Annotated in this window: 20 protein-coding genes; 8 read left to right on the top strand and 12 right to left on the bottom strand. The window is 67.3% G+C overall.

The annotated features are described in order from the left end of the window. Nucleotides 1-77: 77 nt before the first annotated feature. Together AB0I73_RS17750 and AB0I73_RS17745 are read left to right on the top strand one after the other, a co-directional pair. Nucleotides 78-2,561, top strand: a complete 2,484-nt coding sequence (locus AB0I73_RS17750) for a LuxR C-terminal-related transcriptional regulator (RefSeq protein ID WP_363038326.1) — start codon at nucleotides 78-80, stop codon at nucleotides 2,559-2,561. Next, entirely contained in the window at nucleotides 2,558-5,149 is a 2,592-nt protein-coding gene (locus AB0I73_RS17745) for a helix-turn-helix transcriptional regulator (RefSeq protein ID WP_363038324.1), read from the top strand. Before AB0I73_RS17750 ends, AB0I73_RS17745 begins: the two co-directional genes overlap by 4 nt. A 4-nt stretch (nucleotides 5,150-5,153) precedes the next feature. On the opposite strand, the gene AB0I73_RS17740 is transcribed toward AB0I73_RS17745, so the two are convergent. Then, nucleotides 5,154-5,879 carry a LuxR C-terminal-related transcriptional regulator gene (locus AB0I73_RS17740; RefSeq protein WP_363038322.1) on the bottom strand — a complete coding sequence of 242 codons (726 nt, stop codon included), beginning with the start codon at nucleotides 5,877-5,879 and terminating at the stop codon, nucleotides 5,154-5,156. Nucleotides 5,880-6,557: 678 nt separating this feature from the next. Here AB0I73_RS17740 and AB0I73_RS17735 point away from each other — a divergent pair. Next, nucleotides 6,558-7,496 carry a TauD/TfdA family dioxygenase gene (locus tag AB0I73_RS17735; protein WP_363038320.1) on the top strand — a complete coding sequence of 313 codons (939 nt, stop codon included), beginning with the start codon at nucleotides 6,558-6,560 and terminating at the stop codon, nucleotides 7,494-7,496. Here AB0I73_RS17735 and AB0I73_RS17730 read toward each other — a convergent pair. From AB0I73_RS17730 to AB0I73_RS17695, 8 genes are all read right to left on the bottom strand, one after another. Beyond that, complete coding sequence (locus AB0I73_RS17730) at nucleotides 7,429-7,725, bottom strand: transposase family protein (protein ID WP_363038394.1); 297 nt, start codon at nucleotides 7,723-7,725, stop codon at nucleotides 7,429-7,431. The two genes, AB0I73_RS17735 and AB0I73_RS17730, sit on opposite strands and share 68 nt — an antisense overlap. Nucleotides 7,726-7,827: 102 nt before the next feature. Next, nucleotides 7,828-8,049 carry a helix-turn-helix transcriptional regulator gene (locus AB0I73_RS17725; RefSeq protein WP_133024831.1) on the bottom strand — a complete coding sequence of 74 codons (222 nt, stop codon included), beginning with the start codon at nucleotides 8,047-8,049 and terminating at the stop codon, nucleotides 7,828-7,830. Next, the gene (locus AB0I73_RS17720) at nucleotides 8,049-8,540 is read right to left on the bottom strand and encodes a DUF2975 domain-containing protein (RefSeq protein WP_363038318.1); all 492 of its coding nucleotides are present in this window, start codon (nucleotides 8,538-8,540) and stop codon (nucleotides 8,049-8,051) included. Before AB0I73_RS17720 ends, AB0I73_RS17725 begins: the two co-directional genes overlap by 1 nt. Nucleotides 8,541-8,802: 262 nt before the next feature. Then, nucleotides 8,803-9,021: a hypothetical protein gene (locus tag AB0I73_RS17715; protein WP_363038316.1), complete on the bottom strand. Its 219-nt coding sequence runs from the start codon at nucleotides 9,019-9,021 to the stop codon at nucleotides 8,803-8,805. Continuing rightward, nucleotides 8,988-9,332 (bottom strand): response regulator transcription factor, encoded by a 345-nt coding sequence (locus AB0I73_RS17710; RefSeq protein WP_363038314.1) that lies wholly within the window; start codon nucleotides 9,330-9,332, stop codon nucleotides 8,988-8,990. The genes AB0I73_RS17715 and AB0I73_RS17710 overlap by 34 nt, the downstream gene beginning before the upstream one ends. A gap of 20 nt (nucleotides 9,333-9,352) precedes the next feature. Next, nucleotides 9,353-9,652 (bottom strand): hypothetical protein, encoded by a 300-nt coding sequence (locus AB0I73_RS17705; protein ID WP_363038313.1) that lies wholly within the window; start codon nucleotides 9,650-9,652, stop codon nucleotides 9,353-9,355. 103 nt (nucleotides 9,653-9,755) lie between these two features. Further along, the gene (locus tag AB0I73_RS17700; protein WP_363038311.1) at nucleotides 9,756-10,193 is read right to left on the bottom strand and encodes a PIN domain-containing protein; all 438 of its coding nucleotides are present in this window, start codon (nucleotides 10,191-10,193) and stop codon (nucleotides 9,756-9,758) included. Further along, nucleotides 10,190-10,459 (bottom strand): hypothetical protein, encoded by a 270-nt coding sequence (locus tag AB0I73_RS17695; protein ID WP_363038309.1) that lies wholly within the window; start codon nucleotides 10,457-10,459, stop codon nucleotides 10,190-10,192. Before AB0I73_RS17695 ends, AB0I73_RS17700 begins: the two co-directional genes overlap by 4 nt. A 168-nt stretch (nucleotides 10,460-10,627) precedes the next feature. Between AB0I73_RS17695 and AB0I73_RS17690 the strand changes: the two genes are divergently transcribed. Together AB0I73_RS17690 and AB0I73_RS17685 are read left to right on the top strand one after the other, a co-directional pair. After that, a complete protein-coding gene (locus AB0I73_RS17690) occupies nucleotides 10,628-11,503 on the top strand; it encodes a helix-turn-helix transcriptional regulator (RefSeq protein ID WP_363038307.1) in 876 nt (291 codons plus the stop codon). Then, nucleotides 11,500-11,724 carry a DUF397 domain-containing protein gene (locus AB0I73_RS17685; RefSeq protein WP_363038305.1) on the top strand — a complete coding sequence of 75 codons (225 nt, stop codon included), beginning with the start codon at nucleotides 11,500-11,502 and terminating at the stop codon, nucleotides 11,722-11,724. Before AB0I73_RS17690 ends, AB0I73_RS17685 begins: the two co-directional genes overlap by 4 nt. 39 nt (nucleotides 11,725-11,763) lie before the next feature. Here AB0I73_RS17685 and AB0I73_RS17680 read toward each other — a convergent pair whose 3' ends face one another. Next, nucleotides 11,764-11,898 (bottom strand): hypothetical protein, encoded by a 135-nt coding sequence (locus AB0I73_RS17680; RefSeq protein WP_363038303.1) that lies wholly within the window; start codon nucleotides 11,896-11,898, stop codon nucleotides 11,764-11,766. Between the two features lie 530 nt (nucleotides 11,899-12,428). On the opposite strand from AB0I73_RS17680, the gene AB0I73_RS17675 reads away from it, so the two are divergent. From AB0I73_RS17675 to AB0I73_RS17665, 3 genes are all read left to right on the top strand, one after another. Further along, nucleotides 12,429-16,268: a hypothetical protein gene (locus tag AB0I73_RS17675; RefSeq protein ID WP_363038301.1), complete on the top strand. Its 3,840-nt coding sequence runs from the start codon at nucleotides 12,429-12,431 to the stop codon at nucleotides 16,266-16,268. Between the two features lie 427 nt (nucleotides 16,269-16,695). Then, a complete protein-coding gene (locus tag AB0I73_RS17670; RefSeq protein WP_363038299.1) occupies nucleotides 16,696-17,157 on the top strand; it encodes a GntR family transcriptional regulator in 462 nt (153 codons plus the stop codon). A 1-nt stretch (nucleotide 17,158) separates the two neighbouring features. Next, nucleotides 17,159-17,725, top strand: a complete 567-nt coding sequence (locus AB0I73_RS17665; RefSeq protein WP_363038297.1) for an HD domain-containing protein — start codon at nucleotides 17,159-17,161, stop codon at nucleotides 17,723-17,725. On the opposite strand, the gene AB0I73_RS17660 is transcribed toward AB0I73_RS17665, so the two are convergent. Both AB0I73_RS17660 and AB0I73_RS17655 read right to left on the bottom strand, forming a co-directional pair. Continuing rightward, on the bottom strand, nucleotides 17,713-18,186 hold the full coding sequence (locus tag AB0I73_RS17660) for an NUDIX domain-containing protein (protein ID WP_363038295.1): 474 nt from the start codon (nucleotides 18,184-18,186) through the stop codon (nucleotides 17,713-17,715). The genes AB0I73_RS17665 and AB0I73_RS17660 overlap by 13 nt on opposite strands. Nucleotides 18,187-18,188: 2 nt before the next feature. Beyond that, the gene (locus AB0I73_RS17655; RefSeq protein ID WP_363038293.1) at nucleotides 18,189-18,944 is read right to left on the bottom strand and encodes an XRE family transcriptional regulator; all 756 of its coding nucleotides are present in this window, start codon (nucleotides 18,942-18,944) and stop codon (nucleotides 18,189-18,191) included. Nucleotides 18,945-19,274: the final 330 nt, after the last annotated feature.

Raw genomic sequence — 19,274 nt, 5'->3', positions numbered from 1 at the left:
CCGTGCCGGCCGCCACGCCACGCGGGCCGTCCGCCTGCCCGGTCCGGGGCGAACACCGCGGCGCACGCTGCGTGGTGATGCTGGGCTCCCCCGCCCGTGGCTCGGTGGACGCCATCGCCCGCCATGTCAGCGTCACGTACGGACGCGAGGCGAATGTACGGCGCGTGGGCTGCCGGCGTGAAGCGGCCGGCACGGAGCACGCCGTGCTGCGACGCCTGCTCGGCGCCTCGCCGCCGGGCCACGAAATCCGTTACGCGACCCACTCGTTGGTCTGCGGGCTGCTGGCACGCGGACCACTCGTCCTCGCCATCGGCGACGCGCAATGGTGTGACGAGGGCACGCTCCGCTTCATCGACCGGCTGATGCGCGCCATTCACCGGCAGCCGCTGACCGTCCTGCTGCACCTGCCCCTTGGACTGCCGGGGCCCGCCGCGGCGGCGTTCCACGAACTGGCGACGCGGGACTACTGCACGGTCGTCGACGCCGCGGGCCTCTGGCCCGCCGACACCGCCCGGCCGGCCGCCGAAGACCTGGCCGAACTCGCCCGGCGTGAACCCCGGTTGCTCGAGGTCGCCCGGGCGGCGGCGGCACTCGGCAGCACCGACCCGGACCTCGTCGGCGCCCTGGCCGGACTCCCGTCCAAGGCGACGGGCCGACTCCTGGAGGGGGCCGAGGCCCGCGGTCTGCTCCCCGGACCCATACCGGTCCACGGCATCCCCTCGCTGCTGGACACCCTGCCCGAGGCCGAGCGGGAGCGCATGCGCGCCCAGGCCGCCGAGATCCTCAACGACGCGGCCAAACCGGCCGAGCAGGTGGCCGACCTGTTGCTCGAGCAGAGCACGCTGGACCGCTCCTGGATGCGTGCCGTCCTCAAGGAGGCGGCGGCGGCCGCCCGGCACGACCGCCCGGCTGCCGCGGTGTCCTACCTGACGCGGCTCCACGCCGCCGACGCCGACGATGCCGCCGTCCGCATCGACCTCGCCACCGCGCTGATCGACATCGATCCCCTGGCCGCCCGGGAACACCTCGTTCACCTTGCCGGGACACCCCCCGGCACGGACGATCCACTGGTCCGGGCCCACGCCGCCGACCTGCTCCTGCTCACCTCCCTCATGGTGCACGCCTCCCCCGACACTCCCGCCGCGCTCGGCGCGCTGCTGCGCGAGCTGGGCCCCGGCCGTCAGGACGGCCCGCCGACCGGGCGGACACAACGGGCTCCGGCGCCCACCCCCGCCGTCCCCGCCACCTCTCCGGCTTCTGCGGTTTCTCCGGTCTCCGCGATCCCTGCCGCCCTCACCTCGCCCGCCTCCTCCACCGTCCCGGTCTTCACCGACCGCCCCACCGAGCGCATGGCCCTCGCCGTCCGCGCGCTGCGCACCGCGCTGACCGCCTCCGAGCCGGAGGCGCGGGAGACGGCGGTCGCCGACGCCCGTCAGGTCCTCTGGTCCGGGCGGCCGCACACCGCCTGGGCCAGGGTCGCCGCAGCGCAGGTCCTCGCGCTGGCCGACGACACCGCGACCGCGCTCGACCAGTTGCAGCGGACCGTCGCCGACAGTGCCGAGCGTGAGGAGATGTGGGCCGAGTGCCACGCCGCTTCGGCGCGGGCCCTGGTGCTGCTCGAATCGGGCCAGGCGGCCGAGGCCGCCGAGGCGGCGTCGGCCGCGTCCCGTCTCTCCGAGGGAGAGGGCGCATCGGGGCGGAGCCGGCTGGCGTCGATCGCCCTCGCCCGTGCCCTGGTCGCCCGGGGCGACCTCGACCGGGCGCAGGAGGTGCTGCTCCGGCTCGACGGCCGTCGGCTCGACGACTGCGTCTGGGAGTACCACCACCATCTGACGGCCCTGGCCCTGGTCGAGCGTGACCGCGGCCGGCCCGAGCAGGCCCTGCGTCTGCTCGAGCGGTGCGGGGCGAGTCTCGCCGCCGCCGGCGTGGACAACCCGGTGTTCACCCTCTGGTGGGTGCACAGCACCGAGTTGCTCATGCGGCTGGGCCGGCCGGGCGCCGCCGTCCAACGGGCCGAGCTCGGAGGGCAGTTGGCCGAGCGATGGCCGACGGCCCGCAGCACGGGGCTGAGTCTGCTGGCCCGGGGCGTGTCCGCCGACCCGGCCGGCTGCGTCGAACTGCTCACCGAGAGCGCCCGGGTCCTGGCCCAAAGCTCCGACCGGCAGTCCCAGGCCCTCGCCGAACTCCGCCTCGGCAAGGCCCTGCTGCTCCGGTCGGACCGAGGTGCGCACTCCCGTCTGCGCGCGGCACTGGCGATCGCCGTGCGGTGCGGCCTGACCTCCGTCGCCGAACAGGCACGCTGTGCGCTCCGCTCGGCGGAGGGCCGGCACACCCTGGCGGCGCTCAGCCACGCCGAACGTCCCGTGGCGGAAATGGCGGCGGCCGGGAAGTCGAACCGGGCGATCGCGGACGCCCTGTGCCTGACGGTACGCACGGTCGAGTACCACCTGACGAACGTGTACCGGAAGCTCGGCGTCCCCGGGCGGGTCGGCCTCGCGAAGTGGTTCCCGGCGCACGGACCGCGGCCTGCCCAGGCACGAGCGCTCGGCCAGGCACGGTGAACCACCTGCTCCGCCCGTCGGGTCCACCCGGCGCACCCGACGGGCTCCTGGAACGGACCGAGGAACTGGCCACGTTGGAGCGGGCCGTGCGTCAGGTCGCGAACGGCGGGACGGCGACCGTCGTCGTGCGCGGGCGGCCGGGCACCGGACGCAGCGCCTTGCTCGCCGAGGGCGCGGCCCTCGCCCGGCAGTCCGGCCTGCACGTCCTCACGGCACCCTGGCAGGCCGAACTCGCCCCGGTCAGCGGCCCGTCAGCCCTGTTCACCGACGACACCCAGGGCACATCGGAGGCGGAACGGGCCAAGTCGCCCACGAGCCGACCGAAACCGCGACCCGCGTTGTGGGTGGTCGTCGAGGGCTCCGAGGACTCCGACCCGGCGCCGCTCGGCGCGCAGGCCGGTCCCGGATACGAGCTGTCGCTGCGCCCGCTGACCGAGCACGCCGTACGGACGCTGCTCGTACGGACGTACGGCGAGGAGGCGGCCGACTCGCTCCTGCCGGCCGCGACCGCCGCGACCGGCGGCAACCCGGCGGTCCTGTGCGCCGCGCTCCGGCGATGGCCCGGCCCGCCCCCCGACGCCGCCGAATTCGCCGCGCTCGCCGACCAGACGGGCCGGCACCATCTGAGGACCGTACTGGCGCGGGCGTCCGCACGGGCGTCCGCGCTCGTCGCGGCGAGCGCGGTGGCGGCGGGGCACTTCTCGTTCCGCCAGGTCTGCGAGCTGGCCGGGATCTCCGTGCCGGACGGCGAGCAGGCGCGTACGGAGCCGGCCGTCACCGGCCTGCTCGACTCCGCCGTGCGGCCCCGGCTGTACGACCCGCTGGTGGCCGAGCGGGCACTCGGCCTCCTGGACGGCGACCGGCGCCGTGAACTCCACGAGCGTGCCGTGCGGTTGGCACACCGCGAGGGTCTCCCGCAGGACGTGCTCGGCCGGCTGGCCGCACGGACCTCGCTGGACGAGCCCTGGGTGCCCGGCGCGCTCCACGCGGCGGGCGTGGCCGCGCGCCGGTCCGGCGACGACGACGCGGCGGTGGTGTTCCTCGAACGGTCGTTGGACCGCGGAGCGGCCGACGGGCTGCGCACGGACGTACTGCTGGAACTGGCGAAGGCGCAGTCGTCGCGGCGGCCGGCGGCGGCCGAGCGCGGATTCCGGCGGATCCTGAGGGAGACCGACGTCCCGGACCGGTCCGGGGCACTGCTGTTCGCCGCCGACATGCTGGCGCTGCGCGCCGGGGACGACGCGGCGGAGGCGCTCAGCGCTACGGCGGCGCGGGCCACGTCGGAGGCGGAGCGGCGTACGCTGCGCGGCCTGCACGAGCTGGCCGCGGAAACCTGCCCGCCCGGACCGGCACCGGTACCGGCGCCGGACGCCTCGACCCCCGGCCCCCGGGACGACCGGGAGACGCCGGAGTTCGACGCGACCCGGGCCGCGGTCGGGGCCTGGCGGCACTGCCTGGCCGGGCGGAAGATCGGCGAGGCCCGCCGGCTGGCCGGGACCGTGCTGATCCGGGCGGCAAACGGGCTGTTCACTCCCCGGCTGTTCGCCGCGCGCGTGCTCGCCGTCACCGAGGACGTGGCGCTGGCCCGGTCCGGACTGCAGCGGATCACGGCCGAGGCACGACGGCGCAGGGTGAGCCCCGTGGCCGGGCAAGCACTGCTGGGGCTTGCCGAACTCGCCTTGCGAACCGGCGAGTTGGAGCAGGCCAGGGAGCGGCTGGCAGAGGCGTTCACCGAGGTGCCCAAACACCACTGGCATCCGCGGGCGCTGCCGAGACTGACCGCGGTGGAGATGGTCGTCGCCCTGGAGTCCGGACGGACGGACCTGGCGGAGTCGATCCTGGCACGGTCGGCCCGGGCGAAGGCCCCGTCGGACCGCGACGGGCACGGCCTGGACCGTGCCCACCTGCTGTTCGCCCGGGGCGTCCTGTGCCTGCGCACCGACCGGACCTCCGAGGCGAGGGCGCATCTGCGCGAGTGCGGCCGGATCCTGCGGCCCCTCGGCTGTGTGAACCCCGCCGTCCTTCCCTGGCGTTCGCATCTCGCCATGGCGGAGGCGGCCTGCGCGGCCCCGCAGGCGGCGGAGCGCCTGGTGGTCGAGAGCCTCACGGCGGCCCGGACCTGGGGAGCGCCGGGCGCGGTCGGCGCCGTTCACCTCTGGGCCGGGCCGGCCCTCCCCGACCGTACGGCGCTCGGGCATCTACGGACCGCGGTACGTCTGCTCGCCGGCATGCCGACCCGGAGACTGTACGCGCGGGCGATGGTCGCGCTGGCCTCCACCCTGCTCGACACCGGCCGGTCGACGGAGGCGCGGCACCTGCTCGACGAGGCGGTCAGACGGGGCCGGCCGTTCCCGCTCGCCGAGGAGGTCGCCGCCCGCCTCGCCGCTCAGCCCTCCGCCAACCGGGCACGGCTGAGTCCGGCTCAGCTGCGGGTCGCCCTGCTGGCGGCGGAGGGCCGGTCGAACACGGCGATCTCCGAGGAGCTGTCGGTCGGCGTCCGCACCGTCGAACTCCACCTGACGCACACCTACCGCGCCCTGGGCGTCAACGGCCGCTCCGACCTCGCGGTGGTACTGGGGCACCCATGAGGCCCTACGCGCCCAGCGCCTCCCCCAAGCCCGTACCCACGAGTCCCTCGCGCAGGGCGACCGCGGCGGCCTGGGTGCGGTTGGGGCAGTCGAGCTTGGCCAGCACGAGCGCGACGGTGCGCTTGGCGACATGCTCGGACACCTCGAGGGCCTGCCCGATCTGCCGGTTGCTGAACCCCTCGACCAGCAGTTCCAGCACCCGGCTCTCCCGCTCGGTGAGCTGCCTCCTCGGAAACCGGGTCCGCGGCCCGGCGGTGCTCCGGGCGGGCCGGACGGACCGGGGCACCGCCACCGTCTGCCCGGCCGGCACCGGCGCCGGCCAGACCCCCGCGGCCGGGTTCCGCAGTGCCTCGTCGAGCCCCTCGCTGGTCAGGGCGTCCTGGTCGAGGATTCCGTCACAGGGCACGACCTCGCCGGACGCGGCGCGCCGCACCTCGGCACCGGGCAGCACCAGCAGGACCCGGACCCCGTTGCGGCGGACGACCTCCGCCAGTTCGGCGGCCCACGCGTCCTCGCCCTCCCCGGCGCCGTTCACACACCAGAGCACCAGCACGTCGCAGGAGAGGATGAGCAGTTGGACGGCGTCCTCGGGCGACGCCGTCGTGAACTCCTCGGGCCGGAAGACGGTGGTCTGCTTCACGTGAGCCGCCTCCTCCAGCATGGCTGCGAGCCCACTGCGCGCGACAGCGCCCCGCGCCACGACCGCGACCCTGACCGATCCCTGGTTCATCCAGCGCCCCTGTCCATCCGCCGACCGGCTCCCCCACCGAGCCTCCGTCGCACAATCCCAGCGATTATGTCCCGACGGGGTGCGGTTTTGCGCCACTTCGAGGGTTGCAGTAGATCGACGATCCAGTCACCACTCCGCGACATACGGTCATTCCGCCCCCCTCCCCCGACCCCCACCCACAAGATCTCGGCCAATCGCTGCACCCGGTGAGGACCAGCAGGGTGACCGACGAGGTAGCCGGCGGTGAGGGCCGGCGACGACGGCGGCGCCGACCCCGGTGGACGCGTTCGGCGGCCGGACGGGGTCCGTTGACAGAACACGGGCGTGATCACACAATCATCGCCATGACCACGTACTGGTTCGTCAGGATGTCGGTGGCGCCGCGCGTCCCGGATCGAACCGGCTGCGAGCGCTCCGGCCGATAGCCGACCGCACCCTCTGATCCCGGCCCGGCCCCTCACCACCCGGGCCCGCTCCTCGTCCTCCCGGCCGACGGTCCCGCACAGCCCATTTCCCGGACCGCCCCGACGATCCATCCCGCACACCCGCGTACGGCGGGTGTGCCCCTCGGCGTCCGCGACGCCGGGACGGCCCGTGCTCCGTGCCCCGAAACGGCCGGCCCGTCCCCTCTCCATGACCCGACCCGTTCGAACCCCGTGTGCAGAGGAAGGACGCCCCATGACCGTCACGAACACCGCACCGCCCGCCACCCTGCGTGAGGCACGCATCCCCGGAGGCGGCCTCTACGAGGGACGGCGCGTCCTGCGCCGGGTGCCCGAGGGGTGGGAGGAGCGGCCCTACGAGCTGTTCGAGGTCGAGCCGCAGGCGCGCACGATCGGCGCCGAGATCAGAGGGGTCGACCTCTCCCGCCCGCTCGGCCCCGAACTGCGCGCCGAACTCCACCGGGCCCTGCTGGAGTGGAAGGTGCTGTTCTTCCGGGGCCAGCACCTCGCCCCCGACCGACAGCGCGCCTTCGCGCGCCACTGGGGCGAGTTGGAGACCAACCCGCTGCTCGCCGCCGGTTCCAGCGAGGACGTCGTCCGCTTCGACAAGGGCGACGGGTCCACTCCGACGTTCGAGAACGTCTGGCACGCCGACGTCACCTTCCGCGAGCGGCCGGCGCTCGGTGCCGTCCTCCAGTTGCGCGAGGTGCCGCCGACCGGCGGCGACACCCTGTGGGCCGACATGGCCGCCGCCTACGACAACCTCCCGCAGGACGTGAAGGACCGCATCGACGGCGCCCGCGCCGTGCACGACTTCATCCCCGGTTTCGCGCGGTTCTACGGGCCCGAACGGCTCGCGCCGCACCAGGAGCACTTCCCGCCCGTGGAGCACCCCGTCGTGCGCACACATCCCGACACCGGGCGGCGCATGCTCTTCGTGAACGTCTCCTTCACCACCCGGATCACCGGCATGCCCCGCGAGGAGAGCGACCGGCTGCTGCGCTACCTCTTCCAGCAGGCGCACATCCCCGAGTACCAGGTCCGCTTCCGCTGGCAGCCCGGTGACGTGGCGTTCTGGGACAACCGGGCCACCCAGCACTACGCGGTCAACGACTACGGCCCCCACCGCCGGGTAGCCGAACGCGTCGCCATCGCGGGCGACCGCCCCTTCTGACCTCCGACGCAGGCCGTGCGGGGTCCCGCCCCGCACGGCCGCCGGGAGAAGGCCCCGGAAGGGGCTGTACCGCCCGGATCACCCGGAGGTGTACCGGGCGCCGCTTTCCCTCACCCACCGCCGGCAGGGAGGGCGCTCCGGCCGGAACCGCGCACGCGGTCAGCGCGAGCACGACGACCGGAGCGTGCCGTACGCCGCGCGGATCGCGAGGGTCGGGCACCTCGGCCATCCGCTCCAGCAGGCTCGGGATCTCCTCGGGCACGGCCCCGGGATGCTCGCGGAGTCGGTCGAAGGCAGGCGGGATCGGCGATGATGCGTCGGCAGGCACGGTTCATTCGCCCGCGGTGTCCTCGGCCTCCCAGCGAAGCAGATCGCCCGGCTGGCACTCGAGCACCTCGCAGAGCGCGGCGAGCGTCGCGAAGCGCACCGCCTTGGCGCGGCCGTTCTTGAGTACCGCCAGGTTGGCGGGCGTGATGCCTACGCGGTCCGCGAGCTCGCCCACGGACATCTTCCGCCTGGCCAGCATCACGTCGATGTCGACGGCGATCGGCATCAGATCACCTCGTCCAACTCGGCCTGCATCTGTGCCGCTTCGACGTCACGCGCGACGGCCTGGGCGAGCAGCATCCGCAGCACGAGCACGATGAGTGCGACCCCCAGGATGGCCACGCCAATCCCGCCCATGATGACGGTGACGCCCGGATCGTCCCGCTGGCCCGGCGCGTTGAGGGCCGTGACCGCGAACCATACGAGGGCAGCCGCCACGATCGCGCCGATCACGCCGTCCACGTACCGGAAGGCGGTGTGGGAGAACACGGTTCCGCGTCGCACCATCGTCACCAGCCGCCCTACGCAGACCAGGGCGACCTGGACCGACACCATGCCCAGGATCGTGATCACGCGCAGCGGGGTCAGCGGGAGCGATCCGTCCTCCGGGTCGCTCCCGCTGACCAACGCCCACACCATCCCTGCCTGTACGAACACGGTGCCGACGAGCACCACCACGAGCACGGCGCGGAGCGCGCCCACTGTCAGTTTTCCCACGACCCAACCTTCCATCGATTTACGATGGGAATCTATCGAATCTCGATAGACGAAGCAAGAACTGGGGGACGGAGAGCGGGCGGCGACTTCGCGCCGTGGCGGGACGCCGCCGCCCCTCCAGTGACATGGCGTTCGCGTGAACCATCTTGATCTTGTCGAAACCGGCGTCACCTGAGCACACATCGGATGCCACCCGACTACGCCGAAGCCCTACCCCTCCTGCTTCTTGCTGCGCAGGAAGTGACGTCAGCCCGAAGCCACCTCATACGATCGGCTCGGGCGCAGCGCTGACCTGCGACCGGATGGCTGTCGTTGGTCGTTGTTGGTTGCTGTGGGCCGCCGAAGAACGGTTGCGTACGGTGCCGACGCCGAAGAACAGGTCGGCGGCGATCTCACGGGCGGTGGCGCCCGCGGCGGCCAGCCGGAGCGCCTCCGCCTCCTCCCCCGTCAGCGGGCAGGGCTCGGGCCGTGATGCCCGCATACGCGGGTCCAGCACGCCCCTGCCCGCAACGCCCGCTCCAAGTGGCCCGGCCGGTCGAGGGCGGTCAGCATCAGCGGCCGGCAGTCCGGCACGCGGGCGGTGAGCGCGGCGGCGAGGGCGATGCCGTCGGTGCCGCCGGGTAGGTCGATGTCGAGCAGGACCACGTCGGGGCGGAGCCGGGCCGCCTCGGCAAGGGCGCTCTCGGCGTCGGCGGCCTCGCCGATGGCCTTGATGCCGGTGGCGGTGTTCAGGAGCGCCACCAGTCCGGCCCGCACGACGGCGTGGTCGTCGACCACCAGCACGCTGATCATGTGGTCGATTACTACCGGGCTCAGGAGATGACGCGGTCCCCCTTCTCACGTGTGCCGAAGACGGGCAGGACGAAGGGCGACAGCAGGCAGTACGCGGCGGACGCGCCGAGCAGCGCCCAGGTCGCGGGCGCACCGAACACGACGAGCGGCACCCACTTGCCGTCCGGATCGAACTTGTTGACCGGGTCGGCGTAGCCGTACTCGTAGGCGTTGACGCTGCCGCCGTAGACCGGGTCGCTCAATACGACGGAGGGGGTACGGATGTCGGTGCCCTCACGAAGTCTCGTGGAGGCACCGGCGCTCGGCCCCGTTGCCGTCACACACTGATCCAGGTCCTTCTACGTGCCTTCACCTGCATCGGGAATCGACAGATCGGGGAACTGCTGTCCGGATCCGGGATCCACCCCCACCGGAGCCGGAAGGTCAGAGATCGTCGGGAAGGATGCGGAAGCAGCTGTACCTCCCGCCCGCCGGCCGTAGGGCCCGGAAATCCCGGAGGTCTCGGGTGAGGATGGCGTCCGTGTCGTACTCGGCGGCGAGAGCGACATTGACGGCGTCCACCAGATCCAGGTCGAGCGAGGCGTACCGCGCACGCACGGCCAGCGCGGCGTCCAGGATCTGCGGCGTGGTCGGCGCCAGGACCAACCGCATCTGCCGCACGCGCTCCGTCAGGGTGCGGAGGATTCCGTCGGCGGCCGCACGCCCTGCGCGACTGCCGGCCACCTGGTGCACCTCGGTGAGTGCCAGCGGGGTGGCCACGAGGAAGCCGCACTGGTCCACGGCTTTTCTCGCCGTGTGGTGATCGGGGTCGGACCGGTTGAAGAGGGTGAGGATGCCGGAGGTGTCGGCAATGGCGATCACGCCGCGTTGCTCCGGTTCCGGCGCTCGCGCTCCACGTACCCGTCGGACACCGCCGACCGGATCTCTTCCTCGCCCACGGGAGCGCCGAGGTCGAAGGTCTCCTCGTCGGAGACGAACGGCTCGTCCCAGACGCGGTGCGCGAGGGCGATCCGGTGAATGCCCTCGCGAATGATCTCCGCCTCCGACACCCCGAGCCGTAGGGCGGCCTCCTTGATGAGGAGCAGGTCGCTGTCCTCGGCATAGACGTTGGTGCGCTTCAGAGCCATGTACATCATGGTACAGATCCTGTACCAAGGCGCGACCGGACGGACTCGCCGACCACCCGAATCACCCGGAGGTGTACCGCGCGCCGCTTTCCCCCACCCATTCTCGCCGCCGCACCTACCGTCGTATGCCTCGCGATACGACGCGACGCATACGACGGAGGGGTGCGGATGTCGGTGGACGGTGAGGCGGTACAGGTCAGGGACGAGACGGATGAACCGGGTTGGGAAGTCGACCCGGACGACGAGTGGGGAGTGGCTGTCATCACTACGGTGGGGCGGCAGTTGAAGCTGCGGCGGGAGTCCGTGGGCATGCGGGTCGCCGACTTCGCGGCGGCGATGGGATACGGGGAGGACCTCGCCTACAAGGTTGAGGCCGGCAACCGCATCCCCCGCCCCGAGTATTTGGAGAAGGCCGACGAGGTCCTGGGCGCGGGCGGACTGCTCGCCGCGATGTCGGAGGACGTGGCGAAGGTCAGGTACCCGAAAAAAGTGCGGGAACTGGCGAAGCTGGAAGCCGGCGCGGTCGAGATCGGGCTCTACAGCAACCACAACATCCACGGCCTGTTGCAGACCGAGGAGCACATGCGGGCACTCTTCGACGTCTGGCTTCCGGCTCACACCGAGGAGCAGACTGAACGCATGGTGGCCGCCCGGCTGGCCCGGCGCACTGTCTTCGACAGGTCACCGGCACCCGCCCTCAGCTTCGTCCAGGAAGAAGTGACGCTCCGCCGTCCGGTCGGAGGCACAATGGTGTGGCGTCGACAGCTCGAACACCTTTTGGAACTCGGCAAGTTGCGACACGTGTCGATTCAGGTGATGCCGACGGACTGCGAGGAACACTTCGGGACGGGCGGACTGATCGAGGTGCTGAAGTTCTCCGACGGAACGGCGGTCGGACGCTCCGACGGGGCGTTCGCCGGACGCCCGGTGACCGACCCGAAACAGCTGAGAATCCTCGAACTCCGCTATGGAATGATCCGCGCCCAGGCCCTCACGCCCCGAGAGTCACGGGCCTTCATCGAACAGATGCTTGGAGAGTCATGACCGGCACCCCTCCCGCCCGGACCACCACCGCTCCCGCCTGGTTCAAGAGCAGCTACAGCAGCAGCGGCGACGGCAACGACTGCGTCGAGGTCGCCATATCCCCCGGCGCCGGCGCCGTCTTCGTCCGGGACTCCAAGAACACCCAGGGACCCCGGCTCACCCTCGCCCCGGCCGCCTGGGCGGACTTCCTGGGGATGGCAGGGTTCGCAAGCCGGGGGTGACCGCCAGAGCGGGCACCCCCTCCGCGCCGCAGCGGAGCGTTACAGCACCGGCAGGTTCTTCCGCAGTTCGAAGGCCGTGACCTCGGAGCGGTACTCCTCCCACTCCTGCTTCTTGTTGCGCAGGAAGTGACGCCGCGCGGGAGCGACCTCAACTGACAGACGTCCATGCAGCAACGGCCCGGGGCCAAGCGGTCGTTGCTGGTCGTCGTTGGCCGCTGTGGGCCCCCCTTTGACGGCCCACAGACGGCCCAGTGATCTCTTCGTCCCGAACTACGGGCGGGACGGTTGCTGAGGTCTGCTGGGCCGGCCAGGGAGGCAGCCAAGGCTATCGAGGGCTGATGCCAGTCGGTGGGGTTGCTGTACTCCGCTGCTGTACAGCAACCTTCGACGCATGGACGTGAACGAGTTCTTATCCCAACCCTTGGTCGCACGCGTAGCGACCAACGGCCCTGAGGTCCGGCCAGTGTGGTTCCTCTTCGCGTGGGCTCGCTGACCAGGTTAGGGCCGATACGTTCCACTCCGTGCGCACGCGCCCCGCACCGATCTACCCAGCATGGGCCTAGCCGTACAGCTGCGTTCCTGTAGCAGTCAGCTGGGGAACGTTCCAGCATCGGGCGGAGTCGGCATGATGTGGTCCGAAAGAGGTGCAGGCGGGATCGTCCAAAAGCCTGATGCTTCCTCAACTTCTGCGGCACTATGGGCCCATGAGGTTTGATCTTTACCGGCTCGGTGCACGTGAGTTCGAGAACTTGGCTCAGGCGATCGCTGTTGCCGAGCTGGGTCCTGATGTTGCGGTCTACGGGATGGGGTCAGACGGAGGCAGGGAAGCGACACAGCATGAGCATGAGGATGCGGACTACACAGTAGTGCAGGCTAAGTACAAGGAGTCGCCCTCCGCTGCACAGACCGAAGCCACTTGGCTGATCAAGGAACTACGAAAAGAGTTCTCAGACTGGAAGGAATCAGACAAGCGGGAAAGGAAGCCAGCAAAATTTATAGTTGCGACGAACGTGACGCTGTCAGCTACTCCTAAAAGTGGGGGAATGGACAGGGTGGCTAAGGTCATGAAGGAGGAGTGCGAAAAACTAGGGATTAGTGAGTGGGCTGTTTGGCATTCGGAAAATATCAACAGATTCCTGGAAAAGCATCCGGGAATCCGCACCTCATACGCGGCATGGATCTTGCCAGGAGATATTCTGGCAGCCATATACGATGACGTTTCGAGACGTAACTCGGAAACCGTCCGCGCCATCCGATCCTATGTGCCGAAAGAGCTCCTCAACGATCGTTACGCTAACCTTGATCAGGCCGGGTCCGCAGACGACAGAACTGTCCCGTTGGCGGATGTATTCTTTGATGTTCCGATTGCTCCAAGCCATCAGGAGAGAAACACCGCAGCAAGACAACTGCGCTGTTTGAAGACTTTGATTTCTGCTTGCGACACGCGTCACTCTACTGTCGATATAGCAGAAATCATGGAAGATACATATCGAGCACCCAATCGCTTCGTTCTCGTAGGAGGACCCGGGCAAGGTAAAAGTACGGTTAGTCAGTTCCTGTGCCAGCTATATAGAGCTCAGCTGGTTAAGGATACGACTTACATGCGTAATTCCGAAGTGCGCGCTGCGGTCTCACAGATCAATACTCAGGCCGCTAAGGAATCATTGCTTCCTAAAGCGCGCCGATGGCCAGTTAATATCCCGCTGACGCGCCTTGCCGACGAACTGGCTCAAGGGAAATGCAAGAGCTTGCTTGACTACGTTGCGCAGCGTGTTTCAGAGGCGTCTAGCGCACCAGTATCTCCCAATGATATGAGGGACTGGCTCCAGACTTTTCCATGGTTGCTCATCCTAGACGGACTAGATGAAGTACCTGGTTCAAGCAATAGGGACCAGGTACTATCGCAGATTAGCGCATTTCAGTTGGAGGCCGACGAGCTAAACGCCGACCTTGTTGTTGTTGCAACAACAAGACCGCAGGGATACACGGATGAATTTTCTCCAAAAAACTATTTCCATTACTACCTCACCGCACTAGATACTAATAGCGCGCTAGCATACGGACGGAAACTGGCCGATGCGCGACATGGAAATAGCTCGGATCGGGTTCAGCGCCTTATGGAACGCCTTGAGCGTGCCGCTGCCGAGTCCTCCACGGCACATTTGATGGCCACGCCACTTCAGGTAACGATTATGGCGGTACTGCTCGACCGAGTCGGTAAAGCGCCAAAGGATAGGTTTACGCTATTCGCCGACTATTACCGTGTGATCTTTGAGCGGGAACTTGAGAAGGAGGGTGCGGCAAGTAACCTGCTCAGGGATCACAAGACCGACATTGATTCTATTCATGCTGATGTAGGTCTCCTGCTTCAGACACGAAGTGAACGCTCAGGTGAAACAGAGTCTAGAATCACTGTTGATGAATTTGACACCATCATCAGGGATCGCCTAGCCAGCGAGGGGCATGAGGGTTCAGAACTTGATGAACTGACCTCCGCTATCAGTCGTGCAGCTACGCACAGACTGGTGTTCCTGGTGCCGTCTAGGGACGCAGAGGTTAGTTTCGAAATTCGTTCATTGCAGGAATTTTGGGCTGCCGATGCTCTAATGAACTGCAGTGAGGAGGAGATCGGGCGTCGCCTGCGAGTCATGGCAGTGAGCTCCCATTGGCGCAATGTGTTGCTTTTCGCGCTGGGAAACATTTTCGCAACCCGACGCAATAATCTGCGAGATTCCATCGTTGCTCTCGTTTCGGAGCTAAATTCCCATTCTGAGGAATTTGGGAACATTCCCAGGAGAATCTTGACGGGTTCTCGTTTGGCTGTGGAAATCCTGAATGACGGGATGGTGCGAGCGCCACGCTATGAAGCGGTCCTCATCGAGCAGAGCTTGAAGCTTCTAACGCTTCCTTACAGCGAACATGTCTCTCTGCTCGCAGCATGCGTGAGTGACCGGGGAATGGAAATTGTTCGCGATCACTTCTGCACGATGGGGAATATAGAATCGGATCCGAGTGATTCGGTTCTAGCATTCCTGGCAGCCCGTGCTGCGCATTACGACACCTGGGCGTACGAGCGGCTCTTGTCATTGCATAGCTCAGCGCATGAAGCCAGCAAGCTTGAAATGTTTGAAACGGCCTTGGGGTATGAGATTCCTTGTCTTGTGCACGTGGCCGTGCAGTCGATTATGGAGCCCCGGCTAACCATTCCTCTGTTGCAGCATAGCGAGATTTTGTCGGCCTCTAACTTCTCGTCACTAATGGACCCAGAGGGCTGCTCCTCTGCGCCGCCGTGGCTTGCCTCACTCGTTAGACTCGTCAGTGGCCGGCCAGGTGCGGCAGGAATGGGACCCACCTTCCGCATAGGCCAATTTCGGGGCACGGTTGTCAGTATTCACAAGTGTCCTCCTGAATTGTCGGAGGCGTTGGACCTCGGTTTCCCGGCCGACCATTGGCTCGCCTCTGTGGCTGACTTTTGCGCTGAACCGGGCAAAAGTAAATTGGCGAACGTTATCAATCGCCTTGGCCCTTACTCAAGCGGCTACGAAAAAGTGGCTTCTTACCTTCCATGGATTATCTATTATGCTGTTCGGCTCTACGAACAGTGCGGTGACGCTGCTATCGAGATGATTAAAAGCGGCCACCTGGGAGATGTGTCGGACTGGGACAGTATGGAGAGCCACTGGGGCCGGGTAAGCGCCACTCCGGGTAATTTCATTGATGATATCTGCGAATGGTTCTCCGGAGAGCGGGTGTTCCTGCCGATTGCGCCATGCCGCCTGGCCTATCGAAAATATTCGGGTACAGCGGAGAGTGTTGCTGAGACCTTGAGTATCGTTAATGCAGCTGGCGATGTCGAGACGAAATCACGACTATCGGATCAATTCTTTAGGATGACGGAACCTCTGTCATCCGATGTTCCGGTTGAACTAGTGGAGCAGTTGCATACTGCCATGGTAAGAGATCATGAGCGCTTCCTAAGCTTTGCTTGGTTGAATGAGTCGTGTGCAGGTGAGGAATGGCTGAGTCTGCTTGATCGGATGGGTAGGGAGGCGATTACAGGACTCATTTGGGTTCCTTATCAGACACCCGTCAGTATCGTCGAGCACTGGCTTAAGGATCTAACTCGTATTGGGTTGGGGCGCCTTACAGCATCTCGTGCGGGATCGGCAGAATTGAATTCAAAATTTGCACGTCGGATCCAACTTGAGTGGGAGAGTCTACGAACAGATCCCAGGGGTGACGAGGAAGTAAAGCGGGCGGTATGTGTCGTTATCAGCTTGTTTATTCCTCCGCGAGACCAAGAGGATGCTATTGCGCGACTTGCTTGCTTGAAGAGTGCCCTGAGTGCGGAGGAGGTGGCGCCAACGTATATGGCTAGGTCACTGGCGCTGGACTTTGAAGCGCCGAGCAGGGAAATGCTCCTTAAGCTAGCCGATATGCCGACGTTGTCGTCATACGAACGCCAGGCTTGGTACGCCAGAATGGTTCGGTTGCAAGCGAGTGCGCCGACCGGAATTGAGTACGCAGCGATGCGGCCTTGCTGATTCTCCACTCCAGGTCGTGGGGTCAGCCTGGTCAGGGGACCGTACGCTGGTTGGCAACTTGGGCAGGATTTGAACCTGCTCGCGATGTGCACGAGTGGCCCCTGGTCCTGCTCGACGCAGGCCCTGGACCGGGGAGGGCTAAAGCCGTGGAGCCGACCAGCCCGGCTTACGACGTACCTCTTCTCTGGCATCAGGTGGCTGATTGCTGTGCGCGCGGTCCGGCCCCCGGCCGGGCCGGAGCGGGGCGGAGACAGGAGCGCAGGTCCGGCCGGGGCCGAACCGCGCGCGGTGAGCAGAGCGAGCCGCCTTGATTAGGCAGGGAAAGTTCCACCAAGCAGGCAAAGCAGCTAAGTCTGACCAGCATCCTCGTCCTCGCCGGGCATGGGAAGCTGGGATAGGACGTTTGAGCAACTGAGAGGGAGAGTGCGTGGCGCAGCAGGCCAGCCCTCGGGGGACCTTCCTGAAGATCGCTGATGCGGTGAAGGCCCGGATCGAAGCAGACCCGCACATGACGGAACTTCCGTCTGCTGCTGATCTCATGCGCGACTACAAAATCTCGCGGGGGGTCGCCCTACGCGCCTTCGGCGTACTCCAGCGCAACGGTGTTGCCGAACCGGTGCCCGGTGGGCGGTGGCGGGTCGTCCGGGTCGACGAGAGGACCGACCGGCGCTCGCTGGACGAACGGATCGCGGCCATCATCACGGATGAAGGTCTCGAAGTAGGGGCAGCGTTCCCAAGCGCTTCCGTTCTGGCTGCTCGATTCGGGGTGTCGCGTCCCACCGTGACCAAGGCACTCGACAGGTTGGAGGCCGCCGGCGTGCTGGCAAGTGGAGGACAGGGCAAGGTGCGGACCGTCCGCGCCGTGCCGAATCGAGAGGAGCGTTCGTAGCTTGTCGGAGCTGACGGAGTGGGCCTATCCCCTCGCAGAGTCCCTGCTCGCCGAGCCGCTGCCGCGGCGGTGGCAACACTGCCTGGGGGTGGCCGAGCGGGCACGCACCATCGCGCTCATCCTCGGAGAGGATGCCGACCTGTTGGAGGCCGTGGCCGTCCTTCACGACATCGGCTACGCGCCGGATCTCGCGAAGACGGGTTTCCATCCTCTCGACGGTGCGCGCTACCTCCGAGACGTGGCCAACGCAGACGTGCGCGTTGTGCAGCTGGTAGCGCACCACTCCTGCGCGTGGATGGAGGCAGAAGCGCGCGGTCTGCGAGAGGAGTTGGAGAGCGAATTTCCCCGCCAGAGCGCGCACCTCAATGACGCTCTCTGCTACTGCGACATGAACACCACGCCCGACGGCACCCCTACCAACCCCGTGGACCGGATCAACGAGATTGCCGGCCGCTACGGGCCCGACAGCCTGATCGGGACGTTCATTCGTCGCGCCGAACCCGAGATTCTGGCGAGCACAGCGCGCGTACTGGAACAGGTCGCCGCCGCAAAGCGTCAGCCGATGTAGGGAGCCGTACGCGCCCGGTCCATCGCGTGCTCGATACGCAGCCGCATGGTGGGGTGGACGTCCAACTCTCGCAGGTCCGCTGGGTCGACCCAGCGGACCTGCGTCGTCTCGTTGCTCGTACGCAGCTCGCCGCCGACCGGACGTGCCCGGAAACAGATGCTGAACTGCTGGCGGATCTCGCCGTCGTCGTACTGCATGAGGTGGCCCGGGTCGGTGTAGATCCCGGATAGGTCGACGACCTCGGCCTTGATGCCAGTCTCTTCCCAGACCTCTCGGACCACGGTGTCGCTGATGGACTCCCCCACGTCGTGGCCGCCGCCGGGCAGTGCCCAGCGTCCGTTGTCGGAGCGCTGAATCATGAGCACCTGGCCCGCACCGTTCTGGACGAAGGCGACGACGGAGGGAACCACCGAGTTGGCCGCCGGGGCGTTTGGGTCGTGTAGGTAATCGATGCGTCCCATGCTCAAGCTCCCGTGAAGTCGGCGTCTGTGACCGGGCGGGCGTTCTCCCAGGTGTGCTCGATGCTATGCGCGTACGTGTCGAACAGTCCGCCGGGGAGTCGACGAAGGTGCAGCACGGGGGCCATGTAGGCGCCGATGCCGTAGACGTGTGGGTTCACCAGCATCTCGTCATCGGACCGGTAGATGGAGTTGTAGAGCGTCGAATCGTGCAGCCGAAGAGCTATCTCGGGGTGGCTCTTGATGAGCGGGCGGTAAAGCAGCAGTGCGTTACGGATCTTTCCGTCCATGATTCGGTGGCCTTCGTCCTCGCCACGCTGTCTCACGGCAGCACAGTCCGGGTCCCCGAGCAGGAGTCGGACCCTCACTCCGGCCTCCACTTTCGCCTTGAGTAGGGCATGGAAGAGCGGGTCCTCGGAGAGGAAGAGGCCGGAGTAGACCAGCACGTCCAGGCTCTTTTGGCTGCGCCCGAAGATCTCTCGCCAGAGTCCTGGCGGCACCATGTGGCGGTGCGGGTAGACGGTGCTGATCTCTGCCTTTGTCAGGTCTGCCGTGCTGTCGACGTTCCGGTCGTCTTCCCACAGCGTCGTAACGTCGACCTTCAGCGCTGCTGCTGCCGCGTACTGGTGCCGTCGGTACGGCACTTTGCTCTGAGTGATCCACCGCTCGACGGTCTTCGCGTTCACCTGGATCTCGTCGGCGAGGCTCTGGACGGTCATGCCACGGGCTAACAGAGCCGACCGCAACCGCTCGTTGGGCATCTGTACCCCTTCGTGGGACGTCTAGGGACCTCTTGACGGTAGCAGTCGACCCACAGCTGTCCATGCGTGTGGTGGCCAACTCCCCTGACCTGCAGCGATTCTGAATGTGCGCCAAGAAGTCCAGGCGCGAAACCAAGAGGTTCTGTCGACGTGCTTGACGGACCCCTATGCAGTACCTGTAAAACAGGTACTGCATAGCCGAACCAAACAGCTCGGCTGAGGCGGCTTCATGCCGCACGTGCAGAAGGCGGGGACGCTGCAATCCCGCTGAAGGCCAGGTGGAACAGGGCTTCGGCCCGTACTGGCGAGGTGGCCCGGTGACCGCGAGCA

Source organism: Streptomyces sp. NPDC050388 (genome assembly GCF_040655635.1).
Taxonomy (GTDB): Bacteria; Actinomycetota; Actinomycetes; order Streptomycetales; family Streptomycetaceae; genus Streptomyces.
The sequence above is the reverse complement of the archived record's forward strand: the minus strand, read 5'-3'. Positions and strand labels throughout refer to the sequence as shown.

Excerpts from the sequence above, each read along its gene's own strand:
- AB0I73_RS17675 (WP_363038301.1), top strand. The coding sequence starts at position 12,429 with ATGAGGTTTGATCTTTACCGGCTCGGTGCACGTGAGTTCGAGAACTTG.
- AB0I73_RS17655 (WP_363038293.1), bottom strand. The coding sequence starts at position 18,944 with ATGCCCAACGAGCGGTTGCGGTCGGCTCTGTTAGCCCGTGGCATGACC.
- AB0I73_RS17690 (WP_363038307.1), top strand. The coding sequence starts at position 10,628 with ATGTCGGTGGACGGTGAGGCGGTACAGGTCAGGGACGAGACGGATGAA.
- AB0I73_RS17725 (WP_133024831.1), bottom strand. The coding sequence starts at position 8,049 with ATGCCGATCGCCGTCGACATCGACGTGATGCTGGCCAGGCGGAAGATG.
- AB0I73_RS17660 (WP_363038295.1), bottom strand. The coding sequence starts at position 18,186 with ATGGGACGCATCGATTACCTACACGACCCAAACGCCCCGGCGGCCAAC.
- AB0I73_RS17730 (WP_363038394.1), bottom strand. The coding sequence starts at position 7,725 with ATGGCCGAGGTGCCCGACCCTCGCGATCCGCGCGGCGTACGGCACGCT.
- AB0I73_RS17715 (WP_363038316.1), bottom strand. The coding sequence starts at position 9,021 with ATGCGGGCATCACGGCCCGAGCCCTGCCCGCTGACGGGGGAGGAGGCG.
- AB0I73_RS17685 (WP_363038305.1), top strand. The coding sequence starts at position 11,500 with ATGACCGGCACCCCTCCCGCCCGGACCACCACCGCTCCCGCCTGGTTC.
- AB0I73_RS17695 (WP_363038309.1), bottom strand. The coding sequence starts at position 10,459 with ATGGCTCTGAAGCGCACCAACGTCTATGCCGAGGACAGCGACCTGCTC.
- AB0I73_RS17735 (WP_363038320.1), top strand. The coding sequence starts at position 6,558 with ATGACCGTCACGAACACCGCACCGCCCGCCACCCTGCGTGAGGCACGC.
- AB0I73_RS17740 (WP_363038322.1), bottom strand. The coding sequence starts at position 5,879 with ATGAACCAGGGATCGGTCAGGGTCGCGGTCGTGGCGCGGGGCGCTGTC.
- AB0I73_RS17710 (WP_363038314.1), bottom strand. The coding sequence starts at position 9,332 with ATGATCAGCGTGCTGGTGGTCGACGACCACGCCGTCGTGCGGGCCGGA.
- AB0I73_RS17750 (WP_363038326.1), top strand. The coding sequence starts at position 78 with ATGCTGGGCTCCCCCGCCCGTGGCTCGGTGGACGCCATCGCCCGCCAT.